Origin of the sequence: Paenalcaligenes hermetiae (assembly GCF_039543645.1) — a bacterium.
Classification (GTDB): domain Bacteria; phylum Pseudomonadota; class Gammaproteobacteria; order Burkholderiales; family Burkholderiaceae_B; genus Paenalcaligenes; species Paenalcaligenes hermetiae.
The window spans coordinates 20,961-37,072 of sequence record NZ_BAABKD010000001.1 but is presented as its reverse complement, the minus strand read 5'-3'; the positions used below and the strand labels follow the sequence as shown (position 1 = coordinate 37,072).

At 49.1% G+C, this 16,112-nt stretch carries 19 protein-coding genes; 11 read left to right on the top strand and 8 right to left on the bottom strand.

Features of this window, described 5'->3' with window-relative positions; translation table 11 throughout:
* The first annotated feature begins 1 nt into the window (after window position 1).
* The gene (locus tag ABD980_RS00220; RefSeq protein WP_300646774.1) at window positions 2-376 is read left to right on the top strand and encodes an MOSC N-terminal beta barrel domain-containing protein; all 375 of its coding nucleotides are present in this window, start codon (window positions 2-4) and stop codon (window positions 374-376) included.
* 7 nt (window positions 377-383) lie between these two features.
* Here the strand turns inward: ABD980_RS00220 and ABD980_RS00215 are convergent, their stop codons facing one another.
* The 3 genes from ABD980_RS00215 to rsmD form a co-directional block, all read right to left on the bottom strand.
* Window positions 384-632 (bottom strand): YfhL family 4Fe-4S dicluster ferredoxin, encoded by a 249-nt coding sequence (locus ABD980_RS00215; protein WP_260650118.1) that lies wholly within the window; start codon window positions 630-632, stop codon window positions 384-386.
* A gap of 67 nt (window positions 633-699) precedes the next feature.
* The gene (gene coaD, locus ABD980_RS00210) at window positions 700-1,200 is read right to left on the bottom strand and encodes a pantetheine-phosphate adenylyltransferase (protein WP_300646773.1); all 501 of its coding nucleotides are present in this window, start codon (window positions 1,198-1,200) and stop codon (window positions 700-702) included.
* A gap of 69 nt (window positions 1,201-1,269) precedes the next feature.
* Window positions 1,270-1,854, bottom strand: a complete 585-nt coding sequence (gene rsmD, locus ABD980_RS00205) for a 16S rRNA (guanine(966)-N(2))-methyltransferase RsmD (protein ID WP_260650120.1) — start codon at window positions 1,852-1,854, stop codon at window positions 1,270-1,272.
* A gap of 49 nt (window positions 1,855-1,903) precedes the next feature.
* On the opposite strand from rsmD, the gene ftsY reads away from it, so the two are divergent.
* Window positions 1,904-3,184 carry a signal recognition particle-docking protein FtsY gene (gene ftsY, locus ABD980_RS00200; RefSeq protein ID WP_345368751.1) on the top strand — a complete coding sequence of 427 codons (1,281 nt, stop codon included), beginning with the start codon at window positions 1,904-1,906 and terminating at the stop codon, window positions 3,182-3,184.
* Here the strand turns inward: ftsY and ABD980_RS00195 are convergent.
* Window positions 3,170-4,699: a CYTH and CHAD domain-containing protein gene (locus ABD980_RS00195; protein ID WP_345368749.1), complete on the bottom strand. Its 1,530-nt coding sequence runs from the start codon at window positions 4,697-4,699 to the stop codon at window positions 3,170-3,172. The genes ftsY and ABD980_RS00195 overlap by 15 nt on opposite strands.
* A gap of 12 nt (window positions 4,700-4,711) precedes the next feature.
* Window positions 4,712-5,542, bottom strand: a complete 831-nt coding sequence (locus ABD980_RS00190) for an IclR family transcriptional regulator (protein ID WP_345368747.1) — start codon at window positions 5,540-5,542, stop codon at window positions 4,712-4,714.
* Window positions 5,543-5,632: 90 nt separating this feature from the next.
* Here ABD980_RS00190 and ribBA point away from each other — a divergent pair, with 90 nt between their 5' ends.
* The 6 genes from ribBA to ABD980_RS00160 are packed head-to-tail and all read left to right on the top strand — an operon-like array spanning window position 5,633 to window position 9,853.
* The gene (gene ribBA / locus ABD980_RS00185) at window positions 5,633-6,784 is read left to right on the top strand and encodes a bifunctional 3,4-dihydroxy-2-butanone-4-phosphate synthase/GTP cyclohydrolase II (RefSeq protein ID WP_300646767.1); all 1,152 of its coding nucleotides are present in this window, start codon (window positions 5,633-5,635) and stop codon (window positions 6,782-6,784) included.
* Between the two features lie 19 nt (window positions 6,785-6,803).
* On the top strand, window positions 6,804-7,313 hold the full coding sequence (gene ribH / locus ABD980_RS00180) for a 6,7-dimethyl-8-ribityllumazine synthase (RefSeq protein ID WP_260650125.1): 510 nt from the start codon (window positions 6,804-6,806) through the stop codon (window positions 7,311-7,313).
* Window positions 7,303-7,806, top strand: coding sequence for a transcription antitermination factor NusB (gene nusB / locus ABD980_RS00175; RefSeq protein ID WP_260650126.1), 504 nt, complete (start codon window positions 7,303-7,305; stop codon window positions 7,804-7,806). The genes ribH and nusB overlap by 11 nt, the downstream gene beginning before the upstream one ends.
* 12 nt (window positions 7,807-7,818) lie before the next feature.
* Window positions 7,819-8,790, top strand: coding sequence for a thiamine-phosphate kinase (gene thiL, locus ABD980_RS00170; RefSeq protein WP_300646765.1), 972 nt, complete (start codon window positions 7,819-7,821; stop codon window positions 8,788-8,790).
* Window positions 8,790-9,290, top strand: a complete 501-nt coding sequence (locus tag ABD980_RS00165; RefSeq protein WP_260650165.1) for a phosphatidylglycerophosphatase A family protein — start codon at window positions 8,790-8,792, stop codon at window positions 9,288-9,290. Before thiL ends, ABD980_RS00165 begins: the two co-directional genes overlap by 1 nt.
* A gap of 8 nt (window positions 9,291-9,298) precedes the next feature.
* Window positions 9,299-9,853 (top strand): CinA family protein, encoded by a 555-nt coding sequence (locus ABD980_RS00160; protein WP_300646764.1) that lies wholly within the window; start codon window positions 9,299-9,301, stop codon window positions 9,851-9,853.
* On the opposite strand, the gene pyrF is transcribed toward ABD980_RS00160, so the two are convergent.
* From pyrF to ABD980_RS00145, 3 genes are all read right to left on the bottom strand, one after another.
* Window positions 9,847-10,674, bottom strand: coding sequence for an orotidine-5'-phosphate decarboxylase (gene pyrF / locus ABD980_RS00155; RefSeq protein WP_300646785.1), 828 nt, complete (start codon window positions 10,672-10,674; stop codon window positions 9,847-9,849). The genes ABD980_RS00160 and pyrF overlap by 7 nt on opposite strands.
* 128 nt (window positions 10,675-10,802) lie before the next feature.
* The gene (gene groL, locus ABD980_RS00150; RefSeq protein WP_260650129.1) at window positions 10,803-12,446 is read right to left on the bottom strand and encodes a chaperonin GroEL; all 1,644 of its coding nucleotides are present in this window, start codon (window positions 12,444-12,446) and stop codon (window positions 10,803-10,805) included.
* 49 nt (window positions 12,447-12,495) lie between these two features.
* Entirely contained in the window at window positions 12,496-12,783 is a 288-nt protein-coding gene (locus ABD980_RS00145; RefSeq protein ID WP_260650130.1) for a co-chaperone GroES, read from the bottom strand.
* 246 nt (window positions 12,784-13,029) lie between these two features.
* Between ABD980_RS00145 and ABD980_RS00140 the strand changes: the two genes are divergently transcribed.
* The 3 genes from ABD980_RS00140 to ahpC all read left to right on the top strand — a co-directional run bounded on the left by ABD980_RS00140 (window position 13,030) and on the right by ahpC (window position 15,996).
* Window positions 13,030-13,986 (top strand): phosphate acetyltransferase, encoded by a 957-nt coding sequence (locus ABD980_RS00140; RefSeq protein WP_345368742.1) that lies wholly within the window; start codon window positions 13,030-13,032, stop codon window positions 13,984-13,986.
* Between the two features lies 1 nt (window position 13,987).
* Window positions 13,988-15,202, top strand: coding sequence for an acetate/propionate family kinase (locus tag ABD980_RS00135; RefSeq protein ID WP_300646762.1), 1,215 nt, complete (start codon window positions 13,988-13,990; stop codon window positions 15,200-15,202).
* Window positions 15,203-15,432: 230 nt separating this feature from the next.
* Window positions 15,433-15,996: an alkyl hydroperoxide reductase subunit C gene (gene ahpC, locus ABD980_RS00130; RefSeq protein WP_260650133.1), complete on the top strand. Its 564-nt coding sequence runs from the start codon at window positions 15,433-15,435 to the stop codon at window positions 15,994-15,996.
* The last annotated feature ends 116 nt before the right edge of the window (window positions 15,997-16,112 follow it).

The following is a 16,112-nucleotide window of genomic DNA, read 5'->3' as shown; positions in this document are numbered from 1 at the left end:
TATGACGACTTTAGCTTTAGTGACACCGATTCAGTTTGCTCCAGCCTTAACCATGCCCAGTCACTATCATCATCAATGGTTTTTGGTGGATACACAAGGCCACGTTCTGTCAGAGCAAGATTGCGCGAGGCTGGCGCAATTACAGCTCAGTACACGTTTTGGTCAGCTCCAGGTAAGAGCCCCAGGCATGCTGTGTTTAGAGCTGATGTTGGATGTGATCGAGGATGATGACGAGGTACGCCGTATCGCTACCGATGTTCATGGGCAGACACGTGCTGCTATCGATGAAGGTGAGCTGGCGGCGGTATGGTTTGAGCATGTGTTAGGACGCCCTTGTCGCTTATATAAAAAAGATCCAGGGCAGCAGCATGCCTAGGGGCAGACTACGAGCCGGTTAGGCGTTGGTATTTAGCAAAAAGTTGCTCTTGGGTTTCCTGATGTTCAGGGTGGACCTCAATACACTCTACAGGGCAAAATACAATGCATTGGGGCTCATCGTGGTGGCCAACGCATTCAGTACAAAGATTAGGATTGATTTCATAAATGTGTTCGCCCATATAGATGGCCGTATTAGGGCACTGGGGCTCACACACGTCGCAGTTGATGCATTCTTCAGTAATATATAAGGCCATATGATTTAACCGTTAAAGCCTAAAAGGTACAACTATAGTGTAGACCGAATTAGGCTTTAACGCGAAATTAGTCCTTAGACTGTAGTCGGCGTTCAGCGGCTTTAGTGGTTAACCAGCGCTCTACAGAAGGAAATACGAATTTGCTGACATCACCGCCGAGCAGTGCAATCTCGCGAACAAAGGTGCCTGAAATAAACTGATACTGATCGGATGGTGTCATGAATAGGGTTTCCACTTCAGGTAAAAGGTGGCGGTTCATGCCCGCCATTTGAAACTCGTACTCAAAATCCGATACGGCTCGTAAACCACGCACAATCACTCGTGCTTCTTGTTCGCGCACAAAGTCTTTGAGTAAGCCGCCAAAGCTTTTGACTTCTACGTTGGAGTAATGGCTTAGGACTTCTTTGGCGATTTCTACGCGCTCTTCAACAGAAAAGAAGGGACGTTTGTTAGGGCTATGTGCTACGGCCACCACCACATGATCAAAAAGGTTGGCGGCACGACGAACTAAATCCTCGTGACCTCGAGTTAACGGGTCAAAGGTTCCGGGATATACAGCTGTAATCATAGTAATAGAGGCTACCAATAATGGGTTAAGATTTCAGCGCGTACGATACAAGCGACGTCGCCGACCAATCTACTTGTCCGCATTATTATCTGTTTTTGCGCTCTCGGCAAATTGAAGTAGTTGAAAATGTACATGGCCTGCCTTTTGTTGGCGTAAACTAATAAAGTTTTGAGGAATTGAAATGGCCTGCTCACTTTCTACATAAATGAGCGCATCTGGGCGTAAAATACGCGGAAGTAACGGCCAGATCTTATCGAACCAATTCTGATGAAAGGGGGGGTCGATAAAAACCAGATCATACGGGTGGTCGGTGCGCTCAAGCACATGCATGGCGTCGCCAGCATGAATACGTATATGGTGCGCCTGAAGCTTGTTGCGCAAGGCGCGCAGGGCTTTGACAGCGTTGGGGTTGGATTCCACCATTTGCACAAAGGCCATCCCATGGGATGCGGCCTCAAAGCCTAGTGCTCCGCTGCCGGCAAATAAGTCCAATGCGCGTTTTTGTGAAAAGTCATCTGCCCAAAAATAGCGTAACCAGTTAAATAGGGTTTCGCGGACACGGTCAGGGGTGGGGCGTAAGCCCTCGCCGGTGACAACAGTAATAGGGGTGCGGCGATACTGGCCGCCTACAATTCGAATAGCATTTTTTTTCATGCCTAACCATTGGGTGCGTGAATTAACAAACTAGGTTTAGTGTAAAGCGATGTTTAGTTTTTTTAAAAGGCGCAAAGCCAAAAAAGAGCAAGAGCTGCAAGAAAAGCAGGTGGTAGTGCAACCAGAAACCAGCCAGACGGATTCTGAACCGGTGGTTGCTGCTCAGGAGCCGGTGGCTAGCCCCAGCCCTGTAGTTAGCGTTCAGGCACCTGTGGTGACCCCGGAACCAGCGCCGCCTGTGGTGGATCGATCTCATTTGATCCAAACGGCAGATCTCACTGTAACCGATTCGATTTTTGTGGAAACCGCGCGACCACAGTCTGAGGAACCGCCCCTAGCCAATACAGAGCCGCCTTTACTCAATACAGAGGACACAGAGGCACCCATGGTATCGGCAACTACCCAAGACAAACCCACAAAAGGCTCGTGGTTGTCACGCTTACGCAAAGGGTTGTCACGCACTGGGCAAAGCTTAACCTCTTTATTTGTGGGTGTTAAAGTCGATGAGGAGCTATTTGAGGAGCTCGAAACGGCCCTTATTATGGCAGATGCTGGGGTTGAGGCAACCGAAGCGTTACTTACAGAGCTGCGTACACGTGTGCGCAAAGAGAAAATGACCGATGCAGCGCAAGTAAAACAAGCCTTAAAAGAAGCGCTTACACGACATTTAACACCTTTAGAAAAAACCTTTGCGTTGCAAGCGGCTAAGCCTTTAGTCGTTATGATCGCTGGGGTCAACGGTGCAGGTAAAACCACCTCTATCGGAAAACTGGCCCATGCTTTTCAACAGCAGGGGGCGAGCGTTTTGCTGGCTGCAGGGGATACATTCCGTGCTGCAGCTCGTGAACAGTTGGTTGAGTGGGGTAATCGCAATCAAGTGCAAGTGATTGCCCAAGAGGGGGGTAATCCTGGCGCGGTCGCTTTTAATGCCGTCACCGCTGGAAAATCACGTGGTGTGGATGTGGTGATGGTTGATACGGCAGGGCGTTTGCCGACGCAGCTGCACCTGATGGAGGAGTTAAAAAAGGTCAAGCGTGCCATTGCTAAAGCGGATCCAGGCTCCCCACACGAGTGTCTATTGGTTGTTGATGGAAATACAGGGCAGAATGCCTTGGCTCAGATTAAGGCCTTTGATGCGGCGATTGGCCTAACTGGTTTGGTGGTGACCAAGCTGGATGGCACAGCCAAAGGTGGTATTCTCGCAGCGGTTGCCGCAGGCAGTAACGGCGTACGGCCTGTGCCAGTGTATTGGATTGGGGTAGGCGAGGGCATGCATGATTTGCAGCCCTTTGTTGCTAGCGAGTTTGCAGGTGCCCTATTGGGGGATTAGTTCCTCTAGGGATAAGGTTGCACGTTGGTGATCTAGCCGCACCAACGTGTTTTGACTCTTACGCAGCGATTTTTGGATTTTTTGCTTAAGCCAGGTTTGGGCAAACTGTTTTTGCGCTTTATTCATTGCATTTTGTGTATACCAGTCATAGGCCACATAGGCGTCACACAAATCCCCAAGGTGGTCTTGGGCTTTAGCTAGCGTGGCATAGAAAGGGTGCTCATTGCTGTAGCCAAAAAGCTCAAGGTTATAACGTAATCGTTTGATTTGATTGCGTAAATCATGTTGGGCACTGGGGTTTAGATGCAAAAAGTCGTGACTTTGGTGCTGGATTCGCTGCCAGAGCTGCTGTAGACGCTGGATGAGTATCGCTAAGGCAGCGGGGTGTTGCTGGGCAGGTGCCAATAAGGATTGCTGTAATACGAAATGGCGTAGCTGCTGCAGTAAAAGCTTTTGGTATGGGGTACTTGCGGCTAGCTCTAGGGCTGAGGTCGTTTTGCTGTTGGGTCGATCCAGCTTTTTGGCTGCGGGCAAACCGGCAGCAATAAGCTTTGGCTGTAGTTCTAGCCAAAGCATATCTTTATCCCGCCACTGCCCAAACGCTTTATAGTGTTTTCGTAGTTGTTGTGTTAGTCCGACTTCTGCTGTGGTGAGCCAAGGTTTAAAAAGCTGACGACAAGAGCGTAAGCGACGCATTCCCACGCGCATTAACGTTAAGTAACTGGCTTGTTGTTGCGGGGGCGCTTGCATATCGTCCACACCCGCCAAAAAAGCCGCGTTGCGTATGACTTGGCTCAAGAATAAGCTGGCTCCTTGATAATAGAGCGAAGGCACATCCATTGTTTCGGGTTTAAATCCAGAGGGTAGCCGATAGGGTTGCGCAGCAAGCGCAAGCGCTGCGTCTTGCCCGCTTAAGGCCACCGGATGCTTGATAGCGTATTCATAAAGGGCATCACCACGCTCGGATTTTGTACGCAATTCGAGCAAAAGATGAAAACGTACTAACCACGCTTCGGCCAAGGCAAATACCTCTGCCATCTCTCCTTGTTTGAGTTCGAACTCGACTTCATGAATAGGGAGGGTATTTTGTTTGGCTCGAATTTCACCGTTATCTAAAGCAATTTCGATGAGGGTTTGGTTCTGCCTGATTTCAATAAGAGTACGTTGCACATGCGTTTCATAGCGCATTTCTAAGGGCGCTGCGAGTTGGGCAAACAAGGTTGCAGCAGGGGTGTTTTGGTACACCTGTAAATCCAAGGAGGGCTCAGGGCGAGGGTGGTTATATTCCAAATGACTGAGTTCGTCTGTCCCCCGCATTTTTAACGTTTGTACCCACTGCTGGCCCTCGCGACGTAAACGTAAGGCAGCGTAACGCTGCGCTAAACAGCGTTGAGGCGTATCGTAATACTGAGCGGCGAGCTCAATCGATTGAGTTTGGCTAAACTGCTGCACATATTGCAGCAAGTTGGCGCGGTGTGGCGCTGGAATAAAAAGTTTAATTTCTCGTTCTAACACGTTGATTGTTGATTATGGGGTTGGGGTATGGCCTAAGGCGGTAGAAATCTGCTGAGCGCACTGCCATAAGGCATGAGCAATGGGACCCTCAAGGCTAACATCAAAAACGGCACTCGGACCGATGCTAGTGAGTGCCAAGACAATATTACCTGAGTGATCAAAAACCGGTACAGAAATGGCATCAATACCGGGCAACGGGTTACCCAGAGCTTGTGCTGCGCCTTGCTTGCGTATTTTTTGTATAAGCTGATCAAAATCGCTCTCATCATAATCCAAATGCGTACTGCGCAATAGAGCGGTATCGGCGTATTCACGCTGCAAATAATGCTGAGTGACCTTAGGGGCGAGCCAAGCTGCAAAAACATGCCCCGTAGCGGTGTAGCGCATTGACATTACTGTGCCGGCTCGCATATTCACGTGGACGGGATAACTGGCCTCGGATAAATGCACGATAGTTGGCCCATGCGAGCCCAGCACAGCGATGGCTAGGGTATGCCCAATACGTGCAGCAGCTTCCGTCACGATAGGCTGCGCGACACGTAAAGGAGTTGAGTGCTGTAAGCTAATTAGCCCCATTTGCATGGCAAAAGGCCCTAACTCATAGTGCCCACTGACCAAGTCTTGACGCACTAGTCCAACATTAATAAAGCTAACGAGATAAGGGTGTGCTTTGGCCGAACTCATTTCAGCTGCGGCGGCAAGCTCACCCAGTGGCAGCGGACGTGCGGCATTAACCAGAGCGGCTAGTAGGCGGTGGCCGGTTTCAATAGATTGAATACGTCGGCGCCCACCTTCAGGAGTAGTGGGAGGATTTTGCATAGATAAAGCGTCGGTTGACGACATAAAAAGAAATCACAGCATTAAATTAAGAGAAATTGTACCTAATTGATGATACGGGGCTAAAATAGAGGAAATTATTCAAGCAGGACAGTCATGAGTCAGCATACAGAAACCCCTAATAACGATATATCCGATATTTCTCCTATTACCGAAATTGTGGCCGAGCTACGTGCTGGGCGTATGGTTATTTTGGTGGATGAGGAGGACCGTGAAAACGAGGGCGATTTGGTCATGGCGGCCGAATTCGTTACCCCTGAGGCCATTAACTTTATGGTGACCCATGGGCGTGGTCTCGTTTGTCTAACCCTTACCGAAGAGCGTTGCCAACAATTGGATTTGCCATTGATGGCCGTACGCAATGGTACACGATTTGGCACAAATTTTACGGTGTCAATCGAAGCCGCCGAAGGGGTGGAGACTGGTATTTCCGCCGCTGACCGAGCAAAAACAGTACGAGCGGCGGTCGCTCGTGATGCGCGCCCCTCTGATTTAGTACAACCAGGGCATATTTTCCCCCTAAAGGCCGTTAATGGCGGGGTCTTAGTGCGTGCCGGGCATACAGAAGCCGGTTGTGATTTAACTCGTATGGCGGGGCTGACACCGGCAGCGGTAATCTGTGAGATTTTAAATCCAGATGGCACCATGGCGCGCCTACCGCAACTGCTCGAATTCGCTAAACAGCACCATTTAAAAATCGGTACGATTGCTGATTTAATTCAATATCGTAGCGCTCATGAATCCATGGTCGAGCGCTTGTTTGAGCAAGACATGACGACGCCGTGGGGAACGTTTCAAGCGATAGGTTACAAAGACCTGGCATCTGGGGCCCCCCATTTGGCTTTGGTTCACGGTAAAATACAAGCCGATACAGAAACCCTAGTGCGCGTACACGAACCTACGACAGTTTTGGATCTGTTGTGCGCAGACAGCAATGACCATAGCTGGAGCATTCCTGATGCTTTAAAAACCATTTCCCAGTCAGAATCCGGGGTGGTTGTTATGTTAAATTGTCAGGGGTCAGAGGATAAAATATTCGAACAATTCCAATTGCGTAGTGGCCAGCCCCAAACTGAATCTAAAACGGCGGCACATCGCTACGATTTACGTACATACGGAATTGGCGCCCAAATATTACGCGATCTTAACGTGGGCAAGGCTCGTTTGTTAGCTCGCCCTCGTAAAATGCCAAGTATGACTGGCTTTGCTCTAACCGTAACGGGCTACTTGACCGAGCCCTCTGCTTAATTTTATTTGGAGTTTATCCATGAAGCCCTATATTGTTGAACCCGATTTAAACGGCGAAGGCCTACATATTGGTATTGTACGCGCTCGTTTTAACGAGGAAATTGGCTTAGCGCAGCAAGAAGCTTGCCTAGACGAGCTCATTAAGCTTGGGGTTGATCCTCAGGACATTACTGTGTTTTCAGTTCCTGGCGCACTCGAGATTGGCGTAGCGATTATTCAGATGGCTGAAACCACCGAGTTCGATGCCCTTATTGCTCTTGGTGCGGTCGTGCGTGGTGAGACCTATCACTTTGAGGTCGTCAGCAATGAAAGCGCTTCGGCGATTGCTCGCGTTTCCATTGGCACAGGCTTGCCCATTGCCAACGGTATTCTTACTGTAGAAAACGAAGCGCAAGCTCAGGCTCGCGTAGAGGAAAAGGGGCGTGATTGTGCCCGTGCAGCTGTAGAAATGGCAAACCTATTGGCTTTGCTTGAGCCTAGCGACGAAGAATTTGATGACGAGGACGAAGATTTTGACGATGAAAACTGATTCTGTTGAACAAGAACAGGACGAACTGCGCGGTACACCTCGTCACCGCGCACGGGGTTTTGCATTGCAGGGCATCTATGCGTGGTTGATTCGTGGTGCCGATGGTCTGCAAGAATCGGGCTCTATTGATGCCCATATCCGTGGTGAAAAGGGCTTTGATACCTGTGATACGGAATGGTATAAAACCATTTTATTTGGTGTAATGCGTGATGCTGCCTCCTTACAGGAGCAGTTCAAGCCTTTTATTGATCGCGATTTAACCGACTTATCGCCGATTGAGCACGCGGTATTACTATTAGCCACTTATGAGCTGGTGCATCACACCGAAGTCCCTTACCGCGCAACCATTAACGAGGCCGTCGAGCTAGCTAAATCCTTTGGTGGTACCGATGGCTTTAAGTTCGTTAATGGGGTGTTGGATCGGGTTGCAGCACAGGTGCGTCCCGCCGAATTTAAAAAATACCAAGCGCGTCGAAATCAAAAACGCTCCTAATGAGGTCTTTCTATGGCGGCTTTAAATGAATTCGATGTAATCCAGACATTTTTTCATCGGGCCGCCCCAGAGGGCTATGTTGGCGTGGGCGATGATTGCGCTCTGTTTTCGGTACGTCCAGGGTATCAGCTGGCGGTAAGCACAGATACCCTTATCGAAGGGCAGCATTTTTTTAGTGATGTAGATCCCTACGATTTGGGACACAAAAGCTTAGCGGTTAATCTTTCTGATCTTTGTGCAATGGGCGCAGAGCCTAAAGGTTGTGTACTGGCCTTAGCATTACCGCAGGTTGATCCCCAGTGGCTGCAAGCATTTAGCTCTGGCCTGCATGCGTTAGCAGCACAGTCTAACTGCCCATTAATAGGTGGGGATACGACTCGTCATCCCTATGCTGTAACCATCACACTCACTATTTTTGGCGAGGTTCCTATTACGCAGGCTTTGCGCCGAGATCTAGCCCGAGCTGGGGATGATATTTGGATCACCGGCACATTGGGTGCTGCCGATCTGGCCTTGCGTTATTTGACTCAGCGCTTGCCTATGGATGCAGAGCGCTTGGAACAAACGCGTTCTGCTCTTGAGCGCCCTCTTCCCCCTTATGCTTTTGCGCCCCATTTGTTGGGGCATGCTCATGCAGCTATCGATATTTCTGATGGCTTTTTACAAGATCTTTCCCATATACTGACGGCCAGTCATTGTGGTGCGCAGGTGTCATGGGCAGACTTACCCATGCATCCAGCGCTGCGGGGCGTAGCGCCGGCATTACAACAAGCTGCCGTCCTCGCTGGGGGGGATGTCTTTGAGTTGTGTTTTACGGCGCCCCCAACAGAGCGTGCTTATTTGTTAGACCTTGCTGCCCAGCATCAAATCCGGCTGACGCGTATCGGCACAGTGGTGCCAGAGCCTGGTTTGGTCGTTGTTGACGCGTCGGGACAAGCCTTGAACTTACCCGCTCAGGGCGGTTTTGATCATTTTTCTGCATGATGACCTCTTCTTCCACTTCTTTACGGCCAAATCTCGCGTGGATTTACGCTAAACCTTGGCGAATCATTGCTTTTGGGATGGGGTCTGGCGCGATCTACCCTGCGCCGGGCACCTGGGGAACCCTATGGGCATGGGCGGTGTGGCTACTCGTGTTGCAATTTATCCCTTTGGGCGCTATGTCGCTCTTTTTGGGCTTGGCTTTTGCCATCGGTGTTTGGGCTTGTCAGCTTTCTGGGGATGAGCTTGGAGTATCGGATCATGGGGGGATGGTGTGGGATGAGGCCGTCGCCTTTTGGTTGGTTTTATGGCTTTTACCAACGCCTGCGTGGTGGATGCAGGGGCTTGCTTTCGGGGCGTTTAGGCTCTTTGATATTATCAAACCTCCACCCATTCGGTTTTTTGATCAAAAAGTAGGGGGCGGGTTTGGAGTGATGTTAGACGATATATTAGCCGCCGGCTACAGTCTTTTATTTCTCTATTTAGTCGCGTTATGGCTATAGGAGCCACCATGACACACCATTTAGCCTTGTTTGATGAGTCAACTTCGACGTTGGCAACCGCATTGCTACAGCATCGGCTAGTAGTAGCCACCGCAGAGTCTTGTACTGGGGGATTATTAGCGGCGGCTTTAACAGCAGTCAGTGGCTCTAGTCAGTGGTTTGATCGGGGTTATATCACTTACAGTAATCAAGCCAAACAGCAAGAGCTGGGGGTCAATCCAGATACCTTAGATAAATATGGCGCCGTCAGTGAACAGACGGCGATGGAGATGGCTCGAGGGGTATTAGGGATGAGCGCCGCGGCGGATATAGCACTATCAACCACTGGTATCGCTGGCCCTTCTGGAGCCACCCCCGGTAAGCCGGTTGGTATGGTTTGTTTTGGTTTCGCTCGGCGCGTAGGCGAGGGCGTTGTCGCCCACGCACTGACTGTGGTGTTTGAGGGAGATCGTCATCAAGTCCGGCAGCAAGCCGTGTTGTTTGCATTACAAAAAGCCTTAGATTTAATCAACCCCCATTTAGCCACGTCTACCGATTTTGCTCCCGGCTCTTCTGATCAGTAAATAGCGGCACGTGCGGCATTGATGGCATCGCGGGTAGATTGAGCGACTTGGGCAGCGGCTTGTTGCCAGTCCTCTTTGGCGCTGGCATATAAAATGGCTCTGGAAGAGTTAATCATCATGCCGGTGCCTTGAGCCGTTAACCCAGCTTTGACGGTAGCAGGAATATCACCGCCTTGGGCACCGATACCTGGTACGAGCAAAGGCATATCACCCACGACCTCTCGCACTTTGGCAATTTCATTGGGGAAAGTCGCCCCAACTACTAAACCACATTGGCCATGCGTATTCCATTTTTTTGCGGCAAGTTTTGCCACATGCAAGTAAAGCGGAGTTCCATCCGCGAGCGTCATAAACTGTAAATCCGATCCACCGGGGTTAGAAGTGCGACACAAAATGATGACGCCTTTATCTGGCCACTCAAAATATGGCTCGATGGAATCCGTACCCATATAAGGATTAACCGTAACGGCATCTGCTCCGTATCGCACAAAAGCCTCGATGGCATAGTGGCGTGCTGTGGAGCCGATGTCCCCCCGTTTGGCATCTAAAATAATAGGTAGTGTGGGGTATTTGTCTTTAATATAAGCACAAAGAGCCTCTAGCTGTGACTCGGCCTGAGACGAAGCAAAATAGGCGATTTGGGGTTTAAAGGCGCTCACATACGGAGCACATGCATCCACGATCCCTGTACAAAAATCAAAAATTGCTGTTTTAGAATGTTGTAAATGTGGGGGAAAGCGCCGAGGATCTGGGTCTAAACCCAGAGTGAGCAAGGAATTTTGCTGTGCCCAAGCGTTTTGTAGTTGTTCGGTAAAAGTCATCATACACACTCATGAATAAGGAATGTGAGTATTATACGTGCAGAACGAAAAAGCCCCTGCAAAAATGCAGAGGCTTAATGTGCGTCATTGGTGCGCTGGTCTTAGCCAGCGCGAGAAGCATGAGCCAATTAGAAGCCCATACCACCCATACCGCCCATACCACCCATATCAGGCATACCGGCTTCGGGTTTTTCTTCAGGGATTTCAGCTACAGCGACTTCAGTGGTGAGCAGCAAGCTTGCTACGGAAGCCGCATTTTGTAGCGCGGTGCGAGTGACTTTGGTTGGGTCAAGAACACCTTGAGCCACGAGGTCACCGTACTCACCAGTAGAAGCGTTGTAACCGTAGTTACCTTCACCTTCCGCAACAGCGTTAACAACTACGCTAGCTTCTTCACCAGCATTGCTTACGATAGTGCGTAAGGGGGCTTCGATAGCGCGTAATACGAGCTTGATACCGGCCTCTTGGTCGATGTTGTCAGCAGAAAGAGCGGCAACGGCTTTGCGAGCACGGATAAGTGCTACACCACCACCAGGAACGATACCCTCTTCGACAGCGGCACGAGTAGCGTGTAGAGCGTCTTCTACACGTGCTTTTTTCTCTTTCATCTCGACTTCGGTAGCAGCACCAACGCGGATCACTGCCACACCACCAGCGAGTTTAGCCACACGCTCTTGGAGTTTTTCGCGATCGTAGTCAGAGGTGGCTTCAGCGATCTGAGCACGGATTTGTTTTACACGTGCTTCGATAGAAGCGTTGTCACCTGCACCATCAATGATGGTGGTGTTTTCTTTGCCGACTTCTACACGAACTGCTTGACCTAGGTGCGAGATATTCGCGTTCTCTAGGGTCATACCGGTTTCTTCGGAGATAACGGTACCGTTAGTGAGGATAGCGATATCTTCTAGCATCGCTTTACGACGATCACCAAAGCCAGGGGCTTTAACGGCAGTGGCTTTGAGGATGCCGCGGATGTTGTTAACAACGAGTGTAGCGAGTGCTTCGCCTTCTACGTCTTCCGCAATGATCAAGAGAGGACGGCTCTCTTTAGCCACTTGCTCAAGGATAGGCAAGAGATCGCGGATGTTGCTGATTTTCTTATCGAAAATCAAGATGTAGGGGTTCTCAAGTACAGCAACCTGTTTTTCGGTATTGGTAATGAAGTAGGGGGAGAGGTAACCGCGGTCAAACTGCATCCCTTCTACGACATCCAGTTCGTTCTCTAGGGATTTACCGTCTTCAACAGTAATAACACCCTCTTTACCGACTTTGTCCATGGCGTCAGCAATGATCTGACCAATGGATGCGTCGCTGTTAGCAGAGATAGAGCCTACCTGTGCGATTTCTTTAGAGGTTGCGCAGGGGCGAGAGAGCTTGCGCAGCTCTTCGACAGTTACGGCTACGGCTTTATCAATACCACGTTTGAGGTCCATGGGGTTGATGCCTGCCGCTACGTATTTTAGCCCTTCTTCGACAATAGCTTGTGCAAGAACGGTAGCTGTCGTGGTACCGTCACCAGCGTTATCAGAGGTTTTAGAAGCCACCTCTTTAACGAGCTGGGCACCAATGTTTTCAAACTTGTCTTTGAGTTCAATTTCCTTGGCAACGGATACACCGTCTTTGGTTACAGTAGGAGCACCAAATGCACGGTCTAGCACCACGTTACGGCCTTTGGGGCCCATGGTGGTTTTTACCGCGTTAGCTAGGATGTTTACACCACGTACAATACGGGTGCGGGCGTCGTCACCAAAATAAACTTGCTTTGCAGCCATGATATGTAATTCCTTTATTCAGTAGCGTTAATGTGGGAGATAGATGGGATTACTCGAATACAGCAAGAACTTCGTCTTCGCGAATCACGAGAACCTCTTCGCCGTCTACTTTGACGCTCTGACCGGCATATTTGCCGAACAATACTTTATCGCCAACTTTGAGGTCTAGAGGATGAACGGTGCCGTCATCGGCGCGTTTGCCTGGGCCAACCGCTACAACAGTACCTTGATCAGGTTTTTCGGTAGCGCTTTCAGGAATGACAATACCGGAAGCGGTTTGACGCTCGTTGTCCAAACGCTTGACGATCACGCGGTCGCCTAAAGGACGCAATTTCATAAGATGAACTCCTGTTCAAAAACAAGTTGGTCAAAATTTCATGTTTTTTGTTTGGTTAATAGGGGAGTGTTAGCACTCTCACCCTCTGAGTGCTAATTATAAGGGCGAGTTTTGTTATTTCAAGGGGGCGAGTACGACAATTTTTATTTTAACTTAGTGTAAAGTGATATGGGTCATAGCCATGTAGTGATGCAGGTCTTAGACTGTAATCAGTCGCAATCCTTACCTAACGTTTTATAAGGAGTCATGGTGTATCAAACTTCTACTTCTTTCGCTAAATTAATTGAGCGCGCGCAGCAGTTGCAGCCTCGGCGAGTATGTGCTGTGGCTCATCCTTGTGATGAAGTGTCATTAGGTTGCGCTATAGACGCTGCGCAGCGTGGTTTATTTACTCCTACTTTAGTTGGGCCTAAAGCGCGCATTGAGGGTGTGGCAAATGCTCATCAGTTCAATTTGTCTGGCATTCAAATTATTGATACGCCTCACAGCCATGCTTCTGCTGAAACCGCTGTATTACAGGTTTTGCAGGGGCAGGCACAGTTGCTCATGAAAGGGAGCTTGCATACAGATGAGTTGATGCATGCTGTGATGACAGTTGAAGGCAAAGGGTTGCGCACCGAGCGTCGTGTTAGCCATGTATTTATCATGGACGTGCCTAGTTATGATGAGTTGCTGTTTATTACCGATGCTGCAATCAACATTCGTCCTAATCTAGCTACTAAAGTGGACATCGTACAAAATGCCGCTGATTTGCATGTGGCTCTTGGACTAGGTATACCACGCGTAGCGATTTTGTCAGCGGTGGAATCAGTCACAGAAAAAATTCCTAGTACCCTAGAGGCCGCTGCGCTATGCAAGATGGCTGATCGGGGTCAGATTACGGATGTCATTATTGATGGACCACTAGCAATGGATAATGCGATTAGCCCAGAAGCGGCACGTATCAAGGGCATTACCTCAGAGGTCGCGGGACGTGCGCAGATTCTTGTGGCTCCCGACTTAGAGGCTGGAAACATGTTAGCTAAAAACTTAACGTTTTTATCAGGTGCCGAAGCCGCAGGGATCGTTTTGGGCGCGCGCGTACCCATTATACTAACTAGTCGTGCAGACTCCGCCAATGCGCGTTTGGCTTCATGCGCTGTGGCAGCGGTATATGCCGATGCACTTATGAAAAAACAACTGACTGCAGCCACAGGATCCTAACATGAGCGAAAAATTAATTGTAATTAACGCGGGTAGCTCAAGCTTAAAATTTAATGTCTACCAGATTCCCGAATCCGGCACCCTCGATGTTAATGACCTTAGCTTCTTGTATGGGGGGCAAGTTTCTGGCATTGGTACAGAGATAGCGCATTTTAAAGTCAAAGGGGCTTTGGGGCAGATCCTCGAGGACCGTGCTACGGCTTTTGAAGAAACCAAAGATCTACAAGCTGCACAAGAATTATTAGCTAACTGGTTAACTTTTAGAATGGATAAGCCGGCGATTGCTGTAGGGCATCGTATTGTACATGGTGGCGCCGATATGGATGATAGCGCCATTATTACCGACGAGGTGCTGGATTATTTAGATGCTTTGGCTCCTTTGGCACCATTACATCAGCATAATAATTTAGCGCCAGTGCGTGTTATCCGAGAGTATTGGCCACAGATTTTGCAGGTAGCGTGTGTCGATACGGCTTTTCATTGTCACCAGGATGAGCTTTATAACTATTATGCGTTACCCAAGCGTTATTACGAACAAGGCGTAAGACGTTATGGCTTCCATGGTTTGTCTTATCAGTATATTTCAGATTACATGGCACAACACTTGCCCGATCTACATAAAGGGCGTGTGATTGTTGCGCACTTGGGCTCCGGCTCATCGGCTTGTATGATCCAAGACGGTAAAAGTGTGGTAAGTACCATGGGTTTTACTGCTTTAGATGGGTTGCCTATGAGCACTCGACCTGGGCGTTTAGACGCAGGGGTCGTTCTATGGTGGATGCAGCAGCGTAAAAAAGATGCCGATGAGATCCAGGACTTACTCTATAATCAGTCGGGCATGAAAGGCTTGTCTGGAATCAGTGGCGATATGCGCACTTTATTAGCCAGCGAGGATCCACAAGCGAAGCTGGCTGTAGATTATTATTGTTTCCGTACGGCAGAAAGCTTAGCGGGTCTATGCGTACCCACACAGGGCGCTGATGGGATTGTATTTACCGCTGGGGTGGGCGAGCACAGTCCAGAGATTCGGGCTCGTATTTGCGAGCATTTGGCATGGCTTGGGGTAAAAATTGACCCTGAGCTCAATGCCCAAGGTGCCCAAAAAATTTCTACCCCAGATAGCCATATCTCCGTATGGGTGATTCCGACTAACGAAGAGCTTGTTATTGCGCGCGAGGCATTGCGCCACTATGCGCTCCATCAGCAATCGATCTAATCCCGTTTTGATGTTTTATTCGAGCAATATATCGGAATGCTGGCGGTTAAATCCAAGGGCTTTATTTTGTCATAAAGCCCTGTTACCCTATTTGTTTGTGGATTACTTTTGTTGGTCTGGCTTATAGTTAAAAGCTATCGCATCAATAAATTTAATCAATTTCACAAATCGATAGTGAAATCCTATAATGAAATCACTGTCACTATTAACCACAACGGGAGATAACAACGATGTCTTTGATTAATACACAGATCCTACCTTTTAAAGCGATGGCTTACCACAATGGTGAGTTCAAAGAGTACACCAACGAAAGCATTGCCGGTAAATGGTCTGTTTTCGTTTTCTACCCAGCTGACTTTACTTTTGTATGTCCTACAGAGCTAGAAGACTTGGCTGATCACTACGAAGAGTTCCAGAAACTAGGCGTAGAAATCTTCTCTGTATCTACCGATACACACTTCTGCCACAAAGCATGGCATGACACCTCCGAGGCCATCGGCAAGGTGAAATACCCCATGCTAGCTGACCCAACACATCAGTTGTCCCGCAACTTCCAAGTGTTAATCGAAGAGGAAGGTGTTGCCTTACGCGGTACTTTCATCGTTAACCCCGAGGGTCAGATCAAGACCATGGAAGTTCACGATAACGGTATTGGTCGTGATGCTAAAGAGCTACTACGTAAAGTCAAAGCAGCTCAGTACATCGCTAAAAACCCCAACGAGGTATGTCCTGCTAAATGGGAAGAGGGTGCGAAAACCCTAGCTCCTTCCTTGGATCTTGTTGGCAAAATCTAAGCGGGTTCTCCCTGTAGCAATCTAGGTTGCTCACAAGCGCCCGTTGCATGCGGGCGCTTTTTTTGACCCTAAAAACGCCCAAATCCACCCTATATCAATCAAAAAGGAAGCCATCA

Coding starts and splice junctions, on each gene's coding strand:
- ABD980_RS00190 (WP_345368747.1), bottom strand. CDS start 5,542: ATGTCGTCAACCGACGCTTTATCTATGCAAAATCCTCCCACTACTCCT.
- groL (WP_260650129.1), bottom strand. CDS start 12,446: ATGGCTGCAAAGCAAGTTTATTTTGGTGACGACGCCCGCACCCGTATT.
- pyrF (WP_300646785.1), bottom strand. CDS start 10,674: ATGACTTTTACCGAACAACTACAAAACGCTTGGGCACAGCAAAATTCC.
- ABD980_RS00135 (WP_300646762.1), top strand. CDS start 13,988: ATGAGCGAAAAATTAATTGTAATTAACGCGGGTAGCTCAAGCTTAAAA.
- ahpC (WP_260650133.1), top strand. CDS start 15,433: ATGTCTTTGATTAATACACAGATCCTACCTTTTAAAGCGATGGCTTAC.
- rsmD (WP_260650120.1), bottom strand. CDS start 1,854: ATGAAAAAAAATGCTATTCGAATTGTAGGCGGCCAGTATCGCCGCACC.
- ABD980_RS00220 (WP_300646774.1), top strand. CDS start 2: ATGACGACTTTAGCTTTAGTGACACCGATTCAGTTTGCTCCAGCCTTA.
- ribBA (WP_300646767.1), top strand. CDS start 5,633: ATGAGTCAGCATACAGAAACCCCTAATAACGATATATCCGATATTTCT.
- nusB (WP_260650126.1), top strand. CDS start 7,303: ATGAAAACTGATTCTGTTGAACAAGAACAGGACGAACTGCGCGGTACA.
- ABD980_RS00165 (WP_260650165.1), top strand. CDS start 8,790: ATGACCTCTTCTTCCACTTCTTTACGGCCAAATCTCGCGTGGATTTAC.
- ABD980_RS00160 (WP_300646764.1), top strand. CDS start 9,299: ATGACACACCATTTAGCCTTGTTTGATGAGTCAACTTCGACGTTGGCA.
- ABD980_RS00145 (WP_260650130.1), bottom strand. CDS start 12,783: ATGAAATTGCGTCCTTTAGGCGACCGCGTGATCGTCAAGCGTTTGGAC.
- ftsY (WP_345368751.1), top strand. CDS start 1,904: ATGTTTAGTTTTTTTAAAAGGCGCAAAGCCAAAAAAGAGCAAGAGCTG.
- ribH (WP_260650125.1), top strand. CDS start 6,804: ATGAAGCCCTATATTGTTGAACCCGATTTAAACGGCGAAGGCCTACAT.
- coaD (WP_300646773.1), bottom strand. CDS start 1,200: ATGATTACAGCTGTATATCCCGGAACCTTTGACCCGTTAACTCGAGGT.
- thiL (WP_300646765.1), top strand. CDS start 7,819: ATGGCGGCTTTAAATGAATTCGATGTAATCCAGACATTTTTTCATCGG.
- ABD980_RS00215 (WP_260650118.1), bottom strand. CDS start 632: ATGGCCTTATATATTACTGAAGAATGCATCAACTGCGACGTGTGTGAG.
- ABD980_RS00140 (WP_345368742.1), top strand. CDS start 13,030: ATGGTGTATCAAACTTCTACTTCTTTCGCTAAATTAATTGAGCGCGCG.